At 65.6% G+C, this 14,137-nt stretch carries 18 protein-coding genes and 1 pseudogene; 13 read left to right on the top strand and 6 right to left on the bottom strand.

Annotated elements, in window-relative coordinates:
- Positions 1-6 precede the first annotated feature (6 nt).
- Positions 7-1,272: a cysteine desulfurase gene (locus RDU83_08465; protein MDQ7841043.1), complete on the top strand. Its 1,266-nt coding sequence runs from the start codon at positions 7-9 to the stop codon at positions 1,270-1,272.
- Complete coding sequence (locus tag RDU83_08460) at positions 1,259-1,687, top strand: SUF system NifU family Fe-S cluster assembly protein (GenBank protein ID MDQ7841042.1); 429 nt, start codon at positions 1,259-1,261, stop codon at positions 1,685-1,687. Before RDU83_08465 ends, RDU83_08460 begins: the two co-directional genes overlap by 14 nt.
- On the opposite strand, the gene RDU83_08455 is transcribed toward RDU83_08460, so the two are convergent.
- The 3 genes from RDU83_08455 to RDU83_08445 all read right to left on the bottom strand — a co-directional run bounded on the left by RDU83_08455 (position 1,684) and on the right by RDU83_08445 (position 4,829).
- Entirely contained in the window at positions 1,684-2,652 is a 969-nt protein-coding gene (locus tag RDU83_08455; protein ID MDQ7841041.1) for a transketolase family protein, read from the bottom strand. The two genes, RDU83_08460 and RDU83_08455, sit on opposite strands and share 4 nt — an antisense overlap.
- 6 nt (positions 2,653-2,658) lie before the next feature.
- Positions 2,659-3,510 (bottom strand): transketolase, encoded by an 852-nt coding sequence (locus RDU83_08450; GenBank protein MDQ7841040.1) that lies wholly within the window; start codon positions 3,508-3,510, stop codon positions 2,659-2,661.
- A gap of 137 nt (positions 3,511-3,647) precedes the next feature.
- Positions 3,648-4,829, bottom strand: coding sequence for an IS256 family transposase (locus RDU83_08445; protein MDQ7841039.1), 1,182 nt, complete (start codon positions 4,827-4,829; stop codon positions 3,648-3,650).
- 134 nt (positions 4,830-4,963) lie between these two features.
- Here RDU83_08445 and RDU83_08440 point away from each other — a divergent pair, with 134 nt between their 5' ends.
- From RDU83_08440 to RDU83_08425, 4 genes are all read left to right on the top strand, one after another.
- The gene (locus RDU83_08440; protein ID MDQ7841038.1) at positions 4,964-5,110 is read left to right on the top strand and encodes a ribbon-helix-helix protein, CopG family; all 147 of its coding nucleotides are present in this window, start codon (positions 4,964-4,966) and stop codon (positions 5,108-5,110) included.
- Positions 5,111-5,528: 418 nt separating this feature from the next.
- Positions 5,529-5,750 carry a hypothetical protein gene (locus RDU83_08435; protein ID MDQ7841037.1) on the top strand — a complete coding sequence of 74 codons (222 nt, stop codon included), beginning with the start codon at positions 5,529-5,531 and terminating at the stop codon, positions 5,748-5,750.
- The gene (locus RDU83_08430) at positions 5,723-6,064 is read left to right on the top strand and encodes a type II toxin-antitoxin system PemK/MazF family toxin (GenBank protein ID MDQ7841036.1); all 342 of its coding nucleotides are present in this window, start codon (positions 5,723-5,725) and stop codon (positions 6,062-6,064) included. Before RDU83_08435 ends, RDU83_08430 begins: the two co-directional genes overlap by 28 nt.
- A gap of 61 nt (positions 6,065-6,125) precedes the next feature.
- Positions 6,126-6,500: a DUF202 domain-containing protein gene (locus RDU83_08425; protein ID MDQ7841035.1), complete on the top strand. Its 375-nt coding sequence runs from the start codon at positions 6,126-6,128 to the stop codon at positions 6,498-6,500.
- Between the two features lie 21 nt (positions 6,501-6,521).
- Here RDU83_08425 and RDU83_08420 read toward each other — a convergent pair whose 3' ends face one another.
- The 3 genes and pseudogenes from RDU83_08420 to RDU83_08410 form a co-directional block, all read right to left on the bottom strand.
- Positions 6,522-6,785 (bottom strand): hypothetical protein, encoded by a 264-nt coding sequence (locus tag RDU83_08420; GenBank protein MDQ7841034.1) that lies wholly within the window; start codon positions 6,783-6,785, stop codon positions 6,522-6,524.
- Between the two features lie 6 nt (positions 6,786-6,791).
- Entirely contained in the window at positions 6,792-6,950 is a 159-nt protein-coding gene (locus RDU83_08415) for a hypothetical protein (GenBank protein ID MDQ7841033.1), read from the bottom strand.
- Between the two features lie 12 nt (positions 6,951-6,962).
- Positions 6,963-7,097: pseudogene (locus RDU83_08410) on the bottom strand (IS3 family transposase).
- A gap of 763 nt (positions 7,098-7,860) precedes the next feature.
- On the opposite strand from RDU83_08410, the gene RDU83_08405 reads away from it, so the two are divergent.
- From RDU83_08405 to RDU83_08375, 7 genes are all read left to right on the top strand, one after another.
- On the top strand, positions 7,861-8,028 hold the full coding sequence (locus RDU83_08405; protein MDQ7841032.1) for a ribbon-helix-helix protein, CopG family: 168 nt from the start codon (positions 7,861-7,863) through the stop codon (positions 8,026-8,028).
- 307 nt (positions 8,029-8,335) lie between these two features.
- Positions 8,336-9,178 carry an IclR family transcriptional regulator gene (locus RDU83_08400; protein ID MDQ7841031.1) on the top strand — a complete coding sequence of 281 codons (843 nt, stop codon included), beginning with the start codon at positions 8,336-8,338 and terminating at the stop codon, positions 9,176-9,178.
- Positions 9,168-9,827: an RraA family protein gene (locus RDU83_08395; protein MDQ7841030.1), complete on the top strand. Its 660-nt coding sequence runs from the start codon at positions 9,168-9,170 to the stop codon at positions 9,825-9,827. The genes RDU83_08400 and RDU83_08395 overlap by 11 nt, the downstream gene beginning before the upstream one ends.
- On the top strand, positions 9,814-10,623 hold the full coding sequence (locus RDU83_08390; protein MDQ7841029.1) for a sugar kinase: 810 nt from the start codon (positions 9,814-9,816) through the stop codon (positions 10,621-10,623). Before RDU83_08395 ends, RDU83_08390 begins: the two co-directional genes overlap by 14 nt.
- Positions 10,624-10,966: 343 nt before the next feature.
- The gene (locus RDU83_08385; protein MDQ7841028.1) at positions 10,967-11,434 is read left to right on the top strand and encodes a RidA family protein; all 468 of its coding nucleotides are present in this window, start codon (positions 10,967-10,969) and stop codon (positions 11,432-11,434) included.
- Positions 11,435-11,539: 105 nt separating this feature from the next.
- On the top strand, positions 11,540-13,084 hold the full coding sequence (locus tag RDU83_08380; protein MDQ7841027.1) for an ABC transporter substrate-binding protein: 1,545 nt from the start codon (positions 11,540-11,542) through the stop codon (positions 13,082-13,084).
- A gap of 16 nt (positions 13,085-13,100) precedes the next feature.
- Positions 13,101-14,126, top strand: coding sequence for a DUF4392 domain-containing protein (locus RDU83_08375; GenBank protein ID MDQ7841026.1), 1,026 nt, complete (start codon positions 13,101-13,103; stop codon positions 14,124-14,126).
- Positions 14,127-14,137 lie beyond the last annotated feature (11 nt).

The following is a 14,137-nucleotide window of genomic DNA, read 5'->3' as shown; positions in this document are numbered from 1 at the left end:
GTGCCCGTGGCTCTAGGCGCAGGCATCCGCGACGACTTCCCGCTCCTGAGCCAAACGGTGGGCGGGAAGCCCCTGGTCTACCTCGACAGCGCGGCGACCTCTCAGAAACCGCGCCAGGTGCTGGACTCCCTTTCCGAGTACTACCGCTCCTACAACGCCAACGTCCACAGGGGCATCTACCGGATGGCCGAGGAGGCCACCGCCAGGTACGAGGAGGCTCGTGTCAATCTTGCCTCCTTTGTCGGCGCCGCGCGGCCCGAGGAGCTTGTCTTCACTCGTGGCACCACCGAGGCTCTGAACCTCGTAGCAGCGACCTGGGGCCGCGCCAACGTTGGACCGGGGGACGAGATTCTACTGACCGAGATGGAACACCACAGCAACATCGTGCCCTGGCAGATGCTGGCGGCCGAGCGCGGGGCCACGTTGAGGTACATCCCCGTTACCGACGAAGGTCGGCTCGATCTAGATGCCTTCGATCGGCTGCTGGCCGGCCGGCCGAAGCTCGTGGGACTGGCCCATCAGTCCAACGTCTTGGGCACGATCAACCCGGTCAGGCGGATCGCGGACCGGGCGCACCAGGCAGGCGCGCTTGTTGTCGTGGACGCGGCGCAGAGCGTGCCGCACCAGAGGGTGGACGTCGCGGATCTTGGCGCCGACTTCCTGGCGTTCTCCGGACACAAGATGCTGGGGCCCATGGGCATCGGAGGACTGTGGGCCCGCTACGCACTACTTGAAGCGATGCCGCCTTACCACGGCGGGGGCGAGATGATAATTAGCGTGGGTCTAGACCGGTCCACCTACAAAGACCCTCCTTACAAGTTCGAGGCCGGAACTCCCAACGTCGCGGATGCGATCGCGCTTGGCGTGGCGGTGGACTACATGCGGCAGGTCGGCCTCGAGGCGATCACCGAGCACGTGCACGACCTCACGGCCTACGCGCTCCTGCGGTTGAAGGACATCCCGGGGCTGACGATCTACGGGCCCCAGACCCCTACGGACCGGGGCGGCGCCGTCGCCTTTACGCTGGACCGCGTCCACCCTCATGACGTCGCCCAGGTCCTCGACGGCGAGGGCATAGCCGTACGCGCCGGTCACCACTGCGCCGAGCCGCTGCACCGACGGTTTGGGATTCCGGCCTCCGCCCGCGCCAGCTTCCACCTGTACAACACACGTGCGGAGGTAGACGCGCTGGTCGAGGGACTGGACAAGGTCCGCCGCCTTTTTGCGCGGGCCTCCTCCGCGGCAAAGGAGGGTGCGCATGGCGCTGGATGATCTCTACCGCGAGGTGATCCTCGACCACTACGCGCATCCCCGCAACCGGGGCAGGCTGGTGCCGAACGACGTTGCCGTGGAAGGTGCCAACCCACTGTGCGGGGACGAGCTGGTGCTCTACCTGCGTCTCCGGGACGGTCGGGTCGAGGAGGCACGCTTCGAGGGACACGGGTGCTCGATCAGCCAGGCCTCGGCCTCGATGATGACCGAGGCGATCAAGGGCAGGACGCTGGACGAGGTCCGGGCGCTGGTCGCCGCGTTTAAGGGTATGATGCACGGTGAGGAGCCCGGCGACGAGATGGGCGATCTCGCCGCGCTGCAGGGAGTCCGCAAGTTCCCGGTGCGGGTCAAGTGCGCTACGCTGCCCTGGATCTCCCTGGAGCAGGGCCTGGACGAGTACGCTGCGCGGCGCTAGGGTACCCGCTTCCGGCTGACCGCCCGCCTGGCGGCGGCGGCGATCTCGCCCGCGGTAAGGCCGTAGGCCTCCATCAGTAGCCTGGGCGGCCCTGATTCACCGAACCGATCCTGGATCCCCACGCGCTCGATACACACCGGGTGGTAGGCGGTGACCAGCTCGCAGACGGCTCCTCCCAGCCCTCCGTAGATTGTGTGTTCCTCGGCGGTGACGATGGCGCCGGTCTCTCGCGCCGCTGCCAGGATCGTCGCTTCATCGAGTGGTTTGAGGGTTGAGACGTTGAGCACGCGCGCTGAGATGCCTTCTGCCTCCAGCAGCCGGGCGGCCTCCAGCGCCTCCGCCACCATGATCCCGCAGGCCGCCAGCGTAACGTCGCCGCCGTCGCGCAGCACCGGGGCCGTCCCTATCGAGAACCGGTAGGAGTCGTCGAAGAGGACGGGTACGTTGCCGCGTCCGAGCCGCACATACACCGGACCGACGTGCTCGGCCACCGCGCGGATCACCTGTGCCGCCTCCACGGCGTCCGCCGGAACGATCACGGTCATCTTCGCCAGGGACCGCATCATCGCCAGCTCTTCCACGGCCTGGGCGCTCGCCCCATCCTCTCCCACGGTCAGGCCGCCGTGCGTGCTGACCAGCTTGACGTTGAGGCCGGGCTGCGCGACCAGCACCCTGATCTGGTCGTAGCACCGCCCTGGCGAGAAGGCCGCGAACGAGCTCACGAACGGGATCTTGCCGCAGGTGGCCAGGCCCGCGGCTACGCCGACCATGTTCTGCTCAGCGATCCCGCACTCGAAGAAGCGGTCGGGGTACTGCTCGGCGAACGCCTCCAGCCGGTTGGAGTCGCGCAGGTCGCCGGTGAGCGCCACGACGCGCGGATTGTCTCGGGCCACCTCGACGATTGCCTCACCGTAGGCGTCCCGGGTTGCCTTCATGGCTGCGGTCCGTGCCAGCGTTATCGCCATCCGATGCTACCCTCGCGTCTTCCCATCCAGTTCGGCAAGATCCAGTTCGGCAAGCGCGCGTGCCAGCTCGTCCTCGGTCAACGCCTTGCCGTGGTACCCTGCCGCGCCCTCGGCGAACGAGACGCCTTTGCCCTTCACGGTGCGGGCGACGATCACATGCGGCCGCCCGGCGGCGGCCGCCGCCCGATCCAACGCGGAGACGATCGCTCCCATGTCGTGGCCGTCTATCTCCGCCACGTCCCAGTTGAATGCCCGCCACTTGTCGGCGAGGGGGTCGAGGCGGATGCGCTCCTCGGTGCGGCCGGTTTGCTGGACGCCGTTGCGATCCACTATCGCCACCAGGTTGTCCAGGCCGTAGTGGGCGGCGAACATGGCGCCTTCCCAGACAGAGCCCTCCTGGCACTCGCCGTCGCCCAGCACTGCATAGACGCGGTAGGGGCGTCCGTCGCGCTTGCCGGCCAGCGCCATGCCGATCGCGGCCGAGAACCCCATGCCCAGCGAGCCGGTGGACATGTCCACACCGGGCGTCCGCCCCATGTCAGGATGCCCTTGGAGGATGCTGCCCATCTGGCGCATCGTCCACAGGTGGTTGGGATCGAAGTAGCCGCACTCGGCCAGGACCACATACCAGGCAGGGCAGGCGTGCCCCTTGCTCAGGATCACCCTGTCGCGTTCAGGCCACGCCGGATCCTTTGGGTTGTGCCGCAACTTATGGAAGTAGAGCGCGGTCAGAAGGTCAATCACCGAGAGTGAACCGCCCGGATGCCCGGAACCGGCTCGGGTTATGATCTTTAGGATCGTCTTGCGAAAGCCGCGAGCGCGCGACTGCAGCGCGCTCAAATCCGCTCCTGGACTCATGATAGCCCCCGCGCGCAGGATGCGCGACAGATGAACAGCGACTCTAGGTTCTGTGAAGGGAGATCGTTACCCTGCCGGCGGCCCGCAGCGGCGGAAACCCCATACCGGAGGTAGTGTCAAGAGTCTTGTGTACTTTCTCACCAGAGAGGACGTCCCTGCCACTGCTCGTTGAGGTTGTGCACGACCGCATAGGTGATGCGGTCGCAGCTGGCGTCATTGGTGAAGCACGTCATCGGGCTTGTGCGGCGTCGGACCTCTCGGAAGGCGCGTTCGATGGCGTTGGTGGTCCGTGTCTTACGCCAATCCCGCTGGGGGACGGTGTAGAAGGCCAGGAGGGCTTCCCAGTCGCGTAGCAGGCAGGCAACGGCGGCGGGAGCGATGGGCTCCCACAGCCGCGCCCACTGGCGCAAGGCCGTCTCGGCGGCTGGTCGGGAGCGGGCTTCGTAGATGCGGCGGGCCAGTGTCAGACAGCGTTCCCGGTCCCTGACGCGGAGGCGCTGGGCGACGTTACGGAGGACGTGGACCCAGCAGGCCTGGCGGGGCGCGGTGGGATAGACGAGTTCGAGGGCCGCGTGGAGGCCGCGGTGGCCATCGGTGGTGATGAGGGCGAGGCGCTCGCCGACCAGGCCGCGTGCCGCGAGGTTGATGAGGAAACCCTCCCAGGCGCCCTGACTCTCCGTTTTGGCCAGGCGGTAGTCGATCACGCGGCGCCGGCCGTCCTGGGTGATGCCGTAGGCCACGAGGATGAGGCGGCGCTTGGTACCGTCGGGCGTTTTGACGCGGAGGGAGAGGCCATCGAGGATGAGGTAGCGATACTCATCCTGGATTGGACGGCGATGCCAGGCGGCGACCGCATGATCGAGGGTGCGGGTGATGGCCGAGACGGTGGAGGCACTCACGGTGTCGCCGAGGATCTCAGCCAAGGTGCGGCCGACGCGGCGGGTGCTGATGCCGGCGAGGAAGACGGCCTGGATGAGGCGATCGACCTCGGGCATCCGTCGCTGGTAGCGAGGGAGGACGGAGGGGACGAAGCCTTTCTCCCGGGCGCGAGGGATCTCCAGATTTGGGATCGTGCCCCAGGTGGTTGTGAGGGCGCGTACGTAGCGGCCGTTGCGGACGCCCTGACGGGCTCGTACACGCCGATAGCGCGGGGCGTGGAGATAGGCAGTCAGTTCCTCATGCATGCGATTCTGCAGGAGGAGCTTGAGGGTGCGCTGGGCTTCGAGTGTCAGGTCGCCCCAGAGGGTGGCGGGGTCCTTGACCTCCTTCCACAGGTCGGTTAGGGTCAAATCGGTCAGGAGCTTCGTGCGACTGGCCATGGGCGTATTTCCCCCTTCCTGGTTGCACCTGGGTCTGGGTCAGGGATACGCCCTTTTCTTTGGGTACCCTCCGGAGGGTACCCAAAGAAAGTACACAGACTACCGTACACTACCCCGTAAAGCCGACCGTGCAGTTGACGATTCGCCTCACGCCCCAGATGGCAGAGCAACTGGAGGAGCTGGCGCGGGAGAAGCACAAGTCCATGACGGCTACGGTGGCTGAGATCCTGGAGAGCTACCTGGCCGGGACGCGGAAGGCCACGAAGAGAAGCCAGGCCTGACTGCCAACTGGCGAACTCACACGGCCATGTTGGGGACGGGTGAGGTGTCCGGGATTCCGGACTGTACGAGTATGGATTTCCGAACCGGTGTGTGCATCTTCCCGGACTCGGAATGCGAACACCCGCTTTCCCGAAGTCCCCTTGGAACGCGCTCTCCCGGTCCGTGGACTCTTCCCCCAGGGCCTGTCGGATTCGCCGCGGAGCGAACACAGGATGAGGTGCCTGGCCGGGAGTGGCCAGCACGGATAGAAGGTCGTTCGAGGCCTTCGGGCCCGGACGCACGAGGCAGGCCGCCAGCGACACGCAGTGAGCCGGAGAGTCGGACGCCGACACGGTCATCTACGGTGCGTGACGCAGAGCCTTCATAGAAGGCAGGCGCAACGCGAATCGTGTACACTAGCCTTTGGAGGCAGAGACGATGATCCGAACGGTCGAGGCTGTGATCGATGAGCAGGGAAACGTACGCCTACTGAAGCAGGTGCGTCTCCCCGCAGCGCGACGGGCGCTCGTGACGATCCTGGAGGAACGCCCAGTGGCGGGCATAGCTGAAAGTGCACTGCTGAGCGAGGCGGCGCTTGCCGACGACTGGAACCGTCCGGAGGAGGACGAGGCGTGGGCGCACCTGCAGCAGGTGCGGTAGTCTTGGTGCGCTTCCCATTCTCGGACCTGTCGCAGACGAAACTGCGTCCGGCCGTGGTGCTTGCTGACGCTGGCCGGGGCGACTGGATTCTGTGCCAGGTGACGAGTAAGCCCTACGGCGACACCCGGGCAATCAAACTTGAGGGTACCAGCTTCGCCACTGGGTCGCTGCGAGTCACGAGCTATGCCCGTCCCGGCAAACTCTTCACCGCCAATAGGGATCTCATTGCGGCGGAGGTTGCCACACTGAAGTCGCAATCGTTGAAGCGAGTCGTCAATGCCGTGGTGAACCTCCTTCGCGCTGGCGGTTCGTAATGATGCTGGCAGGTCGGAGGGAGGCCGTGCCTAACCAGGCGATGGAGACCGACGCCAGAAGATGGCGCGGCTCATCGCCAAGCCGTTCGATCATACGAAAGGAAGACGCATGACAGGAAATCCCTATGAGCGATTCCAACGTGAGGAACTCATCCTGCGCGATGAACTCGCTATTGACCGAACCCTCTTGGCAAACGAGCGAACGGTCTTGGCGTATTTTCGCAGCTCACTGACCCTTGTCATTGTTGGGGTGACCTTCCTCCATTTTCTTGAGAAGGGCATACTTCCCTACATCGGGATGGTTTGCATCCTCTTTGGTATCGCCGTGGGGATCTTTGGATTCATGAGATACCGAAAGATGCACAAGTCCATCGGCGTAGTACGCGAATCTCTCCGCCGGAACGCCGAGAGTGTGGTAGAGTCCGTTGAGAATTGAGGGAAGCGGCCACGGGCATCATCAGGCCGCCGTCACTTCCTTAGAGGCGATCGTGCGTTGAAGCGCGTGCCGTAACTTCGGCAACGCTCGGTACCCTTTGAGCCGTCGCAACCGCGGCTCGATGTCCAACAGGGCCGTGGCCAGCCACCGCTGCTTCTGCTGGTTGTTCTGCCAGCGATCCACCTTACCGATCCGGTCTTCCACCTGAGCCATGATGGACTCCAGGGTGTTCGTCGTCTTGAAGCTCCGCCCCAGTGCACCGGTCCCGGTTTCCTTGGACAGCATCTCGGTTTAGCTGATCATGCTGCCATCACCTGCGTGGCACTCGCGTAGGCCTCTCGCATCGAGACCGGCATACGTCTGGGCCCGCAGGCGCAGCGCGCCCTGGAAGTGGCCTGAGGCATCGCAGATCGGCTCGGTGGCGGCAAACCGATCACCACGCTTGGCCACGGTCGCTCAGGCCTCCGCGGTGTAGTGATCGACAGCCACGAACGCCCACACCCATCCGTCGTTCCGTGTATACGCCATCGTGGCGTCCGTGCCCCACAGGCGATCGGGCGCGTCGGGGATGATCGTCCCATCGTGCGGCATCGGCCCGCATCTCACAAGTGTGGGATGGCGGCCTCACAGCAGTGAGGCCCGATTGCGAACTGCTCGGTGGCATATTGCAGGATTCCCAAGGCCAGACTGACCTGGGCTCTTACAGTCCCGCGGGGCCGCGGTCACCTTCTCTGATCGTTCGGGCGGCGGGCCGGAGGCGACTGTGACTGGCCGGCTCCGGCCCCTGGGGCGCCCCGCAGACCTACCAGCGATTCGGGTCGACCGGTTCTTTGGGCAGGGGGATCGACACGAACTCGTCGTGGGTGTCGTAGAACCGCTCGACGGGCCGCGAGCGCATGAGCGATCGGACGACGTCCAAGGGATAAGCGTAGAGGCTGGCGGAGGCGAAGGACCATGCCAGGAGGTGGAGGTCGAGGCCGGCGAAGGCCTGCCATGCCTCGTAGGCGTGGAGGGCTCGTAGCTTGATCTTGGCGTGGCCGTTGTAGGAGCTCTTGATCTCGAGGAGTCTGGGCTGGGCGTTGGGGCGCCAGGCTAGGAAGTCTGGGGCGAAGCGGAGGTAGTCGGGGAGTGCGAGAGCAGGGATAAGGGGGCTGGGCGAGGGGGGCGACCCGGAAGCCTCGGGCCTGGAGGAGGCGGGCGACGATCAGTTCGGGGACATTGGGGCGGTGGTTCTTGAACACATGAGCATCACCTCACCCCCATGATAGCCTGATGCAGGCGGGCTGTCAATGAGTCACTACTTGCCTGCGTGGGTGAGGTGTGGTAGGTTGGGCACAGCCGTGATGGGAGGGTCCCCCCGATGCCAAAGCCGACGGTGCAGTTGACGATTCGCCTCACGCCCCAGATGGCAGAGCAACTGGAGGAGCTGGCGCGGGAGAAGCGCAAGTCCATGACGGCGACGGTTGCTGAGATCCTGGAGAGCTACCTGGCCGGGACGCGGAAGGCCACGAAGAGAAGCCAGGCCTGACTGCCAACTGCCGAAGTCACACGGCCATGTTGGGGACGGGCGAGGTGTCCGGAATTCCGGACTGTATGGGTACGGATTTCCGAACCGGCGTGTCCAGCCTCCCGGACTCGGAATGCGAACGTCCGCTCCTTCGGAGTCCCCTTGGAACGCGCTCTCCCGGTCCGTGGACTCTTGCCTGACTCGAGTTTGGGACTTGACCCATCCTCGGGCAGGAGAACACGTCTCTGGCGTCGAACCCCCTAGTCAAAATAAGAATAGGCTGTCCACGATGCGGACATCGAGTGGGGCCTGTTCGGATGCCGGGACGATGCCACCCATCGAACGTCGTGCGGTTGCCGCAGGTCGCAAGGCCCCTCCTGCCCGCGAGGGGGTGCAATCCGTCGAGCGAGTGATCGCCCTCCTCCGCGCCCTGGGCTGCGCCGGCCCGCCCCTCAGCGTCGCGCAATTGAGCGCGGCGGTCTCGCTGCCCCGGCCCACGGTGTACCGCCTGATGAAGACCCTCAACGATCAGGGGATGATTGCCGCCACCGACGGTGGGTATGTCATTGGCCCGCGCGTTCTCTGGCTGGCAGCGCAGCGCCTCGAACAAATCGACGTGCGTGCCGCGGGACGGCCCGTGCTGCTCGACCTGCGCGACCGCACGGACGAGACCACGCACCTGGCCGTCTTGCAGCAGGGGCAGGTTGTGTACATCGACAAGGTCGAGCCCGCCGGCCCCCTGCGCATGGCCTCTGCGATCGGGAAGATCATACCGGCCCACTGCACCGCCCTGGGGAAGGCGATGCTGGCGTACCTACCCGACGCAGATGTCGCGCGGGTCATCGACGCCTGGGGCACGCCGCGGCGAACCGCTCGCACGATCACCGACCGGCACCGGCTGCGGGGGGAACTAGCGGCCGTGCGCGCCCGCGGGTACGCCATCGACAACGTTGAGAACGAAGACGGCATCCGCTGCGTGGGCGCTCCCGTCTTCGACCATACGGGGGGCGTGGCCGGGGCGGTGAGTGTTTCGGGGGCGACGCGCACGGTGACCATGGAGCGCGTGCGGCGCTGGCTCGGCCCCCAGGTGCGTGAGGCGGCGGAGCGCATCTCCCGCAGCATGGGATGGAAGGGCACTCTGGGTGGGGACGGTGAGCACAATGGCAGTTGACCTGCAGGACCTCGTCGAGGGGTTTCGCGGCGTGTCCACGGCGTCGGTGTCTGACGCCGTGGACCGGGTGAGCGGCCGCCCCGGGTTCATGACCCACGAGATCAAGCCGATCCTCAGCGCCAAGCTGGTCGGTCCGGCGGTCACGGTGCTGGAGCGGGCGGCGCTGGAACCGCAGCCGCCCACCCACGCGCTCGAGACGATCGACACGGCGCCGGCCGGCGCCGTGGTGGTGATCGGTATGGAGGATCCGCACGGCAGCCGCAACGTGGCGTGCTGGGGCGGGCTGATGGCCACCGCGGCCGTGACGCGCAGGCTGGCGGGCGCGGTCCTCGACGCCGGGGTGCGGGACGTCGAGGAGATCCGGCAGATGGGCTTTCCGGTATTCTCCCGGACCGTGATCCCGTCGACGACGGTAGGCCGGTACGTCACCGTCGGCCGCGACCTCCCGGTGACCTGCGGAGGCGTCCTGGTGCACCCGGGCGACATCATCGTGGGCGACACGGACGGGGTCGTGGTCGTGCCGCGGGCCCACGCCGCCGAGGTGCTGAAGATGGCGACCGAGATCGAGGACACCGAGCGGCGCATGGCCGAGGGCATCCGGCGCACGGGCTCGATCCTGAAGGCGCTGGACGAGTTTGCCCGCATCTGAGGGCGTCTCAATCATCGCGGCGCTGGGGGAGCCGCTCGTCCGGTTCGCGGCGGAGCAGCGCGGCCGCTTGGGCGACATGCGCACCTTTCGCCGCGGTTTCGGCGGCGACACCTCCAACTTCATCGTGGCGGCGGCACGGATGGGGGCGGTGTGCGGCTACATCGCACGTCTGGGGGCCGACGAGTTCGGCCGGGCGTTCCACGGGTTGTGGGAGCACGAAGGAATTGATAACAGCCGCGTGATCGTTGAACCCGATGGGACCACCGGCGCGTACTTCATCTCGCTGCGGGATGACGATGGACACGAACTCACGTACTACCGGTCGCACTTGGCCGGTTCGCGCCTGCGGCCGGAGGACCTCGACGCCGCCTACCTGTCGCGTGTGCGGAACCTGCACACCTCCGGCATCACGCAGGCCAGCTCTGAGTCAACCCGTGTGACCGCAGAGACCGCGGTCGCGATCGTCCGGGGCTCTGGTGGTCTTATCAGCTTCGATCTGAAGTTCCGGCCCCGACTGTGGTCGGCGTTCGCCGCGCGTTCCGTCGCGGAGCAGACGGCCCGCTGCGCACATGGTGTTCCTCAGCAACGAGGACGCCGCGCAGCTGCACCCAGAGGTATCTGCAAACGAGGTGGTGGACCGGTTGCTCGGGCTGGCGGCGAGGGTTGTTGTGCTCAGGCGGGGTGCGGACGGCTGTCTCGTCGTGACCGACGAAGGCGAGCGGGTCGCGCTTCCGGCGCCACGTGGACATGTTGCACACGACCGGGGCCGGCGACGCGTTCGCCGGTGCGTTTGTGAGCGCATGGGCGGCGGGCGCTCCCGCTGCGGAGGCCGGACGCATCGGACATGCAGTGGGGGTGCTAACGGCGACGGGGTTGGGGGCGGTGGATACATCCCCACGCGGGTGGACGTCGAGAGATTTCTTAGCAGCAACGACAGGCAGAGAGCATGTTGAACGCACTGAAAGCCGGCGAGATCCAGATGGCCAAGTTGGCGTGGGCGAGGACGCGGTAGCGATTGTATGCCGCGACGGTGCGGAGTGCTTCGCGCGCTTCCTCGCGGCCCTTACCAGCCAGGAGGAAATACAACAGGCGCCCGATGGCAGCGGTAACTGCTGCGGCGCATTGAGGAGTTGTGTGCCATGCGAAGGGTAGAGGAAGTCGTTCGTGGCCTTGGTCTCGAGCTCCCCAAGACCCCGTATCGGAAGGGGTTGATACCTGTCAAGCGTGACGGCCATCTGCTCTATGTTTCCGGACAAGGGCCGACTGTCGACGGGACGCCCCAGTGCCAGGGAAAGGTGGGGGCGGAAGTATCCCTCGAAGAGGGGTATAAAGCGGCCCAACTGTGCGGTCTCAACGCGCTCAGTGCCCTTAGGGACTTTCTCGGGGGCGACCTCGACCGTGTCACCGGCGTACTGAAGGTGCTCGGGTTGGTCGCCAGCGCCCCTGACTTTTACCGGCAACCAGAGGTCGTTGACGGGTTCTCGGATCTAATGGTTTCGATCTGGGGAGAGAACGGGCGCCACGCGCGTTCCGCGGTGGGTGTGGCCGCGCTGCCCAACAACATCCCGGTCGAAGTGGAGATGGTCGTGGCGCTCCGCGAGGACTGAGTGACCGGAAAGGAGGTGGGCCAGCGAGCCACTGTGTGCGGTCGGTTGTATAAGTTCGGCGGGAGTTGGACAAGCAGGAGTCAGACAAAGGAGGTTGCGGTTCACATGAAACGTGCCCTGTCGGTATGGGTACTCGTGTTGGCGATGGTCGTCACGACGATGGCTATTGCGGCCGGCGCCAGCCAGGCTCCGGTGCGAGGCGGGACGCTTCGATTCGCTGTGGCCGTGGAGCCGATCACGCTCAGCCCACTTATGACCGGCGGCGATGCGCCGTCCGCGAAGCCGCGGCTGGCGCTGTTCGATCCGCTGTTCTTCGTGAACTACGGGGAAGGCAAGCTCGTACCGGGGCTGGCTACTTCCATCGAGAAAGTTAGCGACACCCGGTGGATCGTCAGGCTCCGCAAAGGCGTGCAGTTCCACAAGGGCTACGGTGAGATGACTGCGGAAGACGTGGCCTTCAGTTACAACGAGGTCGTGCAGAAGAAGCTGCGGTCTCTCTTCTCGTTGAGCGGACTGAAGGAAGCGCGGGTGATCAACCGGTACACTGTCGAGTTCGTTCTGACCATGCCCTACGCGGCCTTCCAGGCGACTTCCCTGACTCATCTCACCATGGTCGTCTCCAAGAAAGCCTATCAGGAGATGGGGATGGAGAAGTTCAACCGCAATCCCGTCGGAACCGGGCCGTTCCAATTCGTGAAATGGATCCCCGGCAACTCCATCGAGCTGAAGCGGTTCGACAAGTACTGGATGAAGGGACTGCCTTACCTCAACGGGATCAAGTTCCTGATCGTACCCGATCCGTTCGTCCGGGCGAATATGCTCCGTACCCGGCAGGCGGACGTCGTCCAGACTCCCGACCTAAAGGACGTAGCTAAGCTGCGCACAGAGAAGGGGATCGTTGTGCAGGCGATTGTCGCACACGCATGGGACGGCATCCTGTTCAGCTACAAGATGGTGAAGAACGGCCCGCTCGGTGACGCTCGCGTCCGGCGTGCGATCGCCCTGGCGCTGGACCGCGACCAGATCGTGCGAGACGTCTACTACGGGTTCGCCGTTCCCGCGGACACGCCGACGCCTCCGGGGTTCATGGGCTACCCACCAAATCGCGTGTACGGAAACAAGGCCGACATCGCTGCGGCGAAGAAGCTGCTGGCCGACGCCGGCTATCCAGATGGCTTCGAGACGACGCTGATGGCCCCTAACTACCAACCGATGGTGCGTCAAGCAGAGGTCATCGCGAGCCAGCTCGCCCAGGCCGGCATCCGGGTCAAAATCGAGGCCCTGGACACAGGCACGTACAACTCGAAGTTGATTGGAACGAATGAATTCGAGATCGCGCTGCAGGACGTCGTGATCGTCAGCCCGGATCCTGACTCTCCGATTTACTGGTTCCACCGCAAGGGCACCCAGCACTGGCACGGTTGGGAGCACCCTGAGATCGACGCACTGCTGGATCGAGGTCGGGGGTTGACCGAGCGGAAAGACCGCGAGCCCATCTACTGGAGGGTCCAGGATCTGATCCGGCAGGAGAACTCGTTCATCTACACCGTTCACTCGATCAACGTTCAGGCGACCTTGGACTCCGTGCAGAAGCTGTTCCTCACCCCGGGCGCAGAGCTGAGCTACTCCGGGACCTGGTTGAGACGTTAGAGACACGAAGGCGGCCATGCCCGCGATCGCGTGCGAGCAGATTGACCGGCTGATCACTGTGGAGATGCGGTTTGCCTCCGGCTTCCCCCGGGGCATCATACCGCGGCTGTACGACGCCGCCCGAGCCGCGTCCGGTAGTCCTCTCACCTACCGGGCCGCGACAGGATTGAAGGCGCACGTAGAAGCCGGAGACTATGTACTGCTCGTCACCGGTGCGGGCGGCCCCCCGCACCTGCCGGCTGGCGAGACCGACGGGCCTGTCGGCGCGGCAGCCCTAGGGCGGGCGCTTGGGATCGGCCTGGGCGCCCGCCCCGTTTTCGTCTGCGAGGCACATCACCTCGCCCCACTACGGGCGAGCTGCGAAGCGGCGGCGATGCCGTTGATGGACGACGCTTGGGTGGCCGCCCGCCGGGGCATGTGCGCCTCATGGCGGACCCTTCCGGGCGATCCCGGCGCCGATGCGAAGGCGTACCAGGAGATGCTGGATACCTTTCGCCCATCTGCCGTCATCTTCATCGAGAAGCTCGGTCCAAATGAGCAGGGGGTCTGGCACACTGTGAACGGCGTGAGCGTGCCGCCTTCCGAGGTAGGACACGCGCACCTCCTGGCCGCGCGTGCCCACGAGCTGGGGATCTATACCGTCGGCATCGGCGACGGCGGGAACGAGATTGGCTTCGGCGTCATCGCGGCGGCCGTCCGGGAGGTCCACCCATACGGCCAGGCCTGCCACTGCGGTTGTGGCGGCGGCGTGGGGACGGTGGTCCCCACTGATGCGCTGGTTGTTGCGGCCATCTCGAACTGGGGTGCGTATGGAGTGGCCGCCGCCCTCGCCATCATCCTTCGTGATCCGTCGACGCTGCACGACGCGGAGCTCGCTGGACGCATACTCGATCGCTGTGTGGCGGCGGGCGGGTTTGACGGCAACTACGCAGCACAGATGCCCTTCGTGGACGGTACAAGCCGCGACGTCCAGACTGGCTTAGTCACGATGCTCCGACAGATTGTTACGAACGCCCTGCAGTCGCACGACCGGGGGTTCTAGGCTGTCGTGGA

This window comes from bacterium (assembly GCA_031082185.1).
GTDB lineage: Bacteria > Sysuimicrobiota > Sysuimicrobiia > Sysuimicrobiales > Humicultoraceae > VGFA01.
Note: the sequence above shows the minus strand (reverse complement) of the source record. Positions and strands in the feature narration are given on the sequence as shown.

What these genes read in the sequence shown, in the direction of transcription:
- RDU83_08460 (MDQ7841042.1), top strand. Translation starts at nt 1,259, where the DNA reads ATGGCGCTGGATGATCTCTACCGCGAGGTGATCCTCGACCACTACGCG.
- RDU83_08455 (MDQ7841041.1), bottom strand. Translation starts at nt 2,652, where the DNA reads ATGGCGATAACGCTGGCACGGACCGCAGCCATGAAGGCAACCCGGGAC.
- RDU83_08450 (MDQ7841040.1), bottom strand. Translation starts at nt 3,510, where the DNA reads ATGAGTCCAGGAGCGGATTTGAGCGCGCTGCAGTCGCGCGCTCGCGGC.
- RDU83_08445 (MDQ7841039.1), bottom strand. Translation starts at nt 4,829, where the DNA reads ATGGCCAGTCGCACGAAGCTCCTGACCGATTTGACCCTAACCGACCTG.
- RDU83_08435 (MDQ7841037.1), top strand. Translation starts at nt 5,529, where the DNA reads ATGATCCGAACGGTCGAGGCTGTGATCGATGAGCAGGGAAACGTACGC.
- RDU83_08425 (MDQ7841035.1), top strand. Translation starts at nt 6,126, where the DNA reads ATGGCGCGGCTCATCGCCAAGCCGTTCGATCATACGAAAGGAAGACGC.
- RDU83_08420 (MDQ7841034.1), bottom strand. Translation starts at nt 6,785, where the DNA reads ATGCTGTCCAAGGAAACCGGGACCGGTGCACTGGGGCGGAGCTTCAAG.
- RDU83_08405 (MDQ7841032.1), top strand. Translation starts at nt 7,861, where the DNA reads ATGCCAAAGCCGACGGTGCAGTTGACGATTCGCCTCACGCCCCAGATG.
- RDU83_08400 (MDQ7841031.1), top strand. Translation starts at nt 8,336, where the DNA reads ATGCCACCCATCGAACGTCGTGCGGTTGCCGCAGGTCGCAAGGCCCCT.
- RDU83_08395 (MDQ7841030.1), top strand. Translation starts at nt 9,168, where the DNA reads ATGGCAGTTGACCTGCAGGACCTCGTCGAGGGGTTTCGCGGCGTGTCC.
- RDU83_08385 (MDQ7841028.1), top strand. Translation starts at nt 10,967, where the DNA reads ATGCGAAGGGTAGAGGAAGTCGTTCGTGGCCTTGGTCTCGAGCTCCCC.
- RDU83_08380 (MDQ7841027.1), top strand. Translation starts at nt 11,540, where the DNA reads ATGAAACGTGCCCTGTCGGTATGGGTACTCGTGTTGGCGATGGTCGTC.
- RDU83_08375 (MDQ7841026.1), top strand. Translation starts at nt 13,101, where the DNA reads ATGCCCGCGATCGCGTGCGAGCAGATTGACCGGCTGATCACTGTGGAG.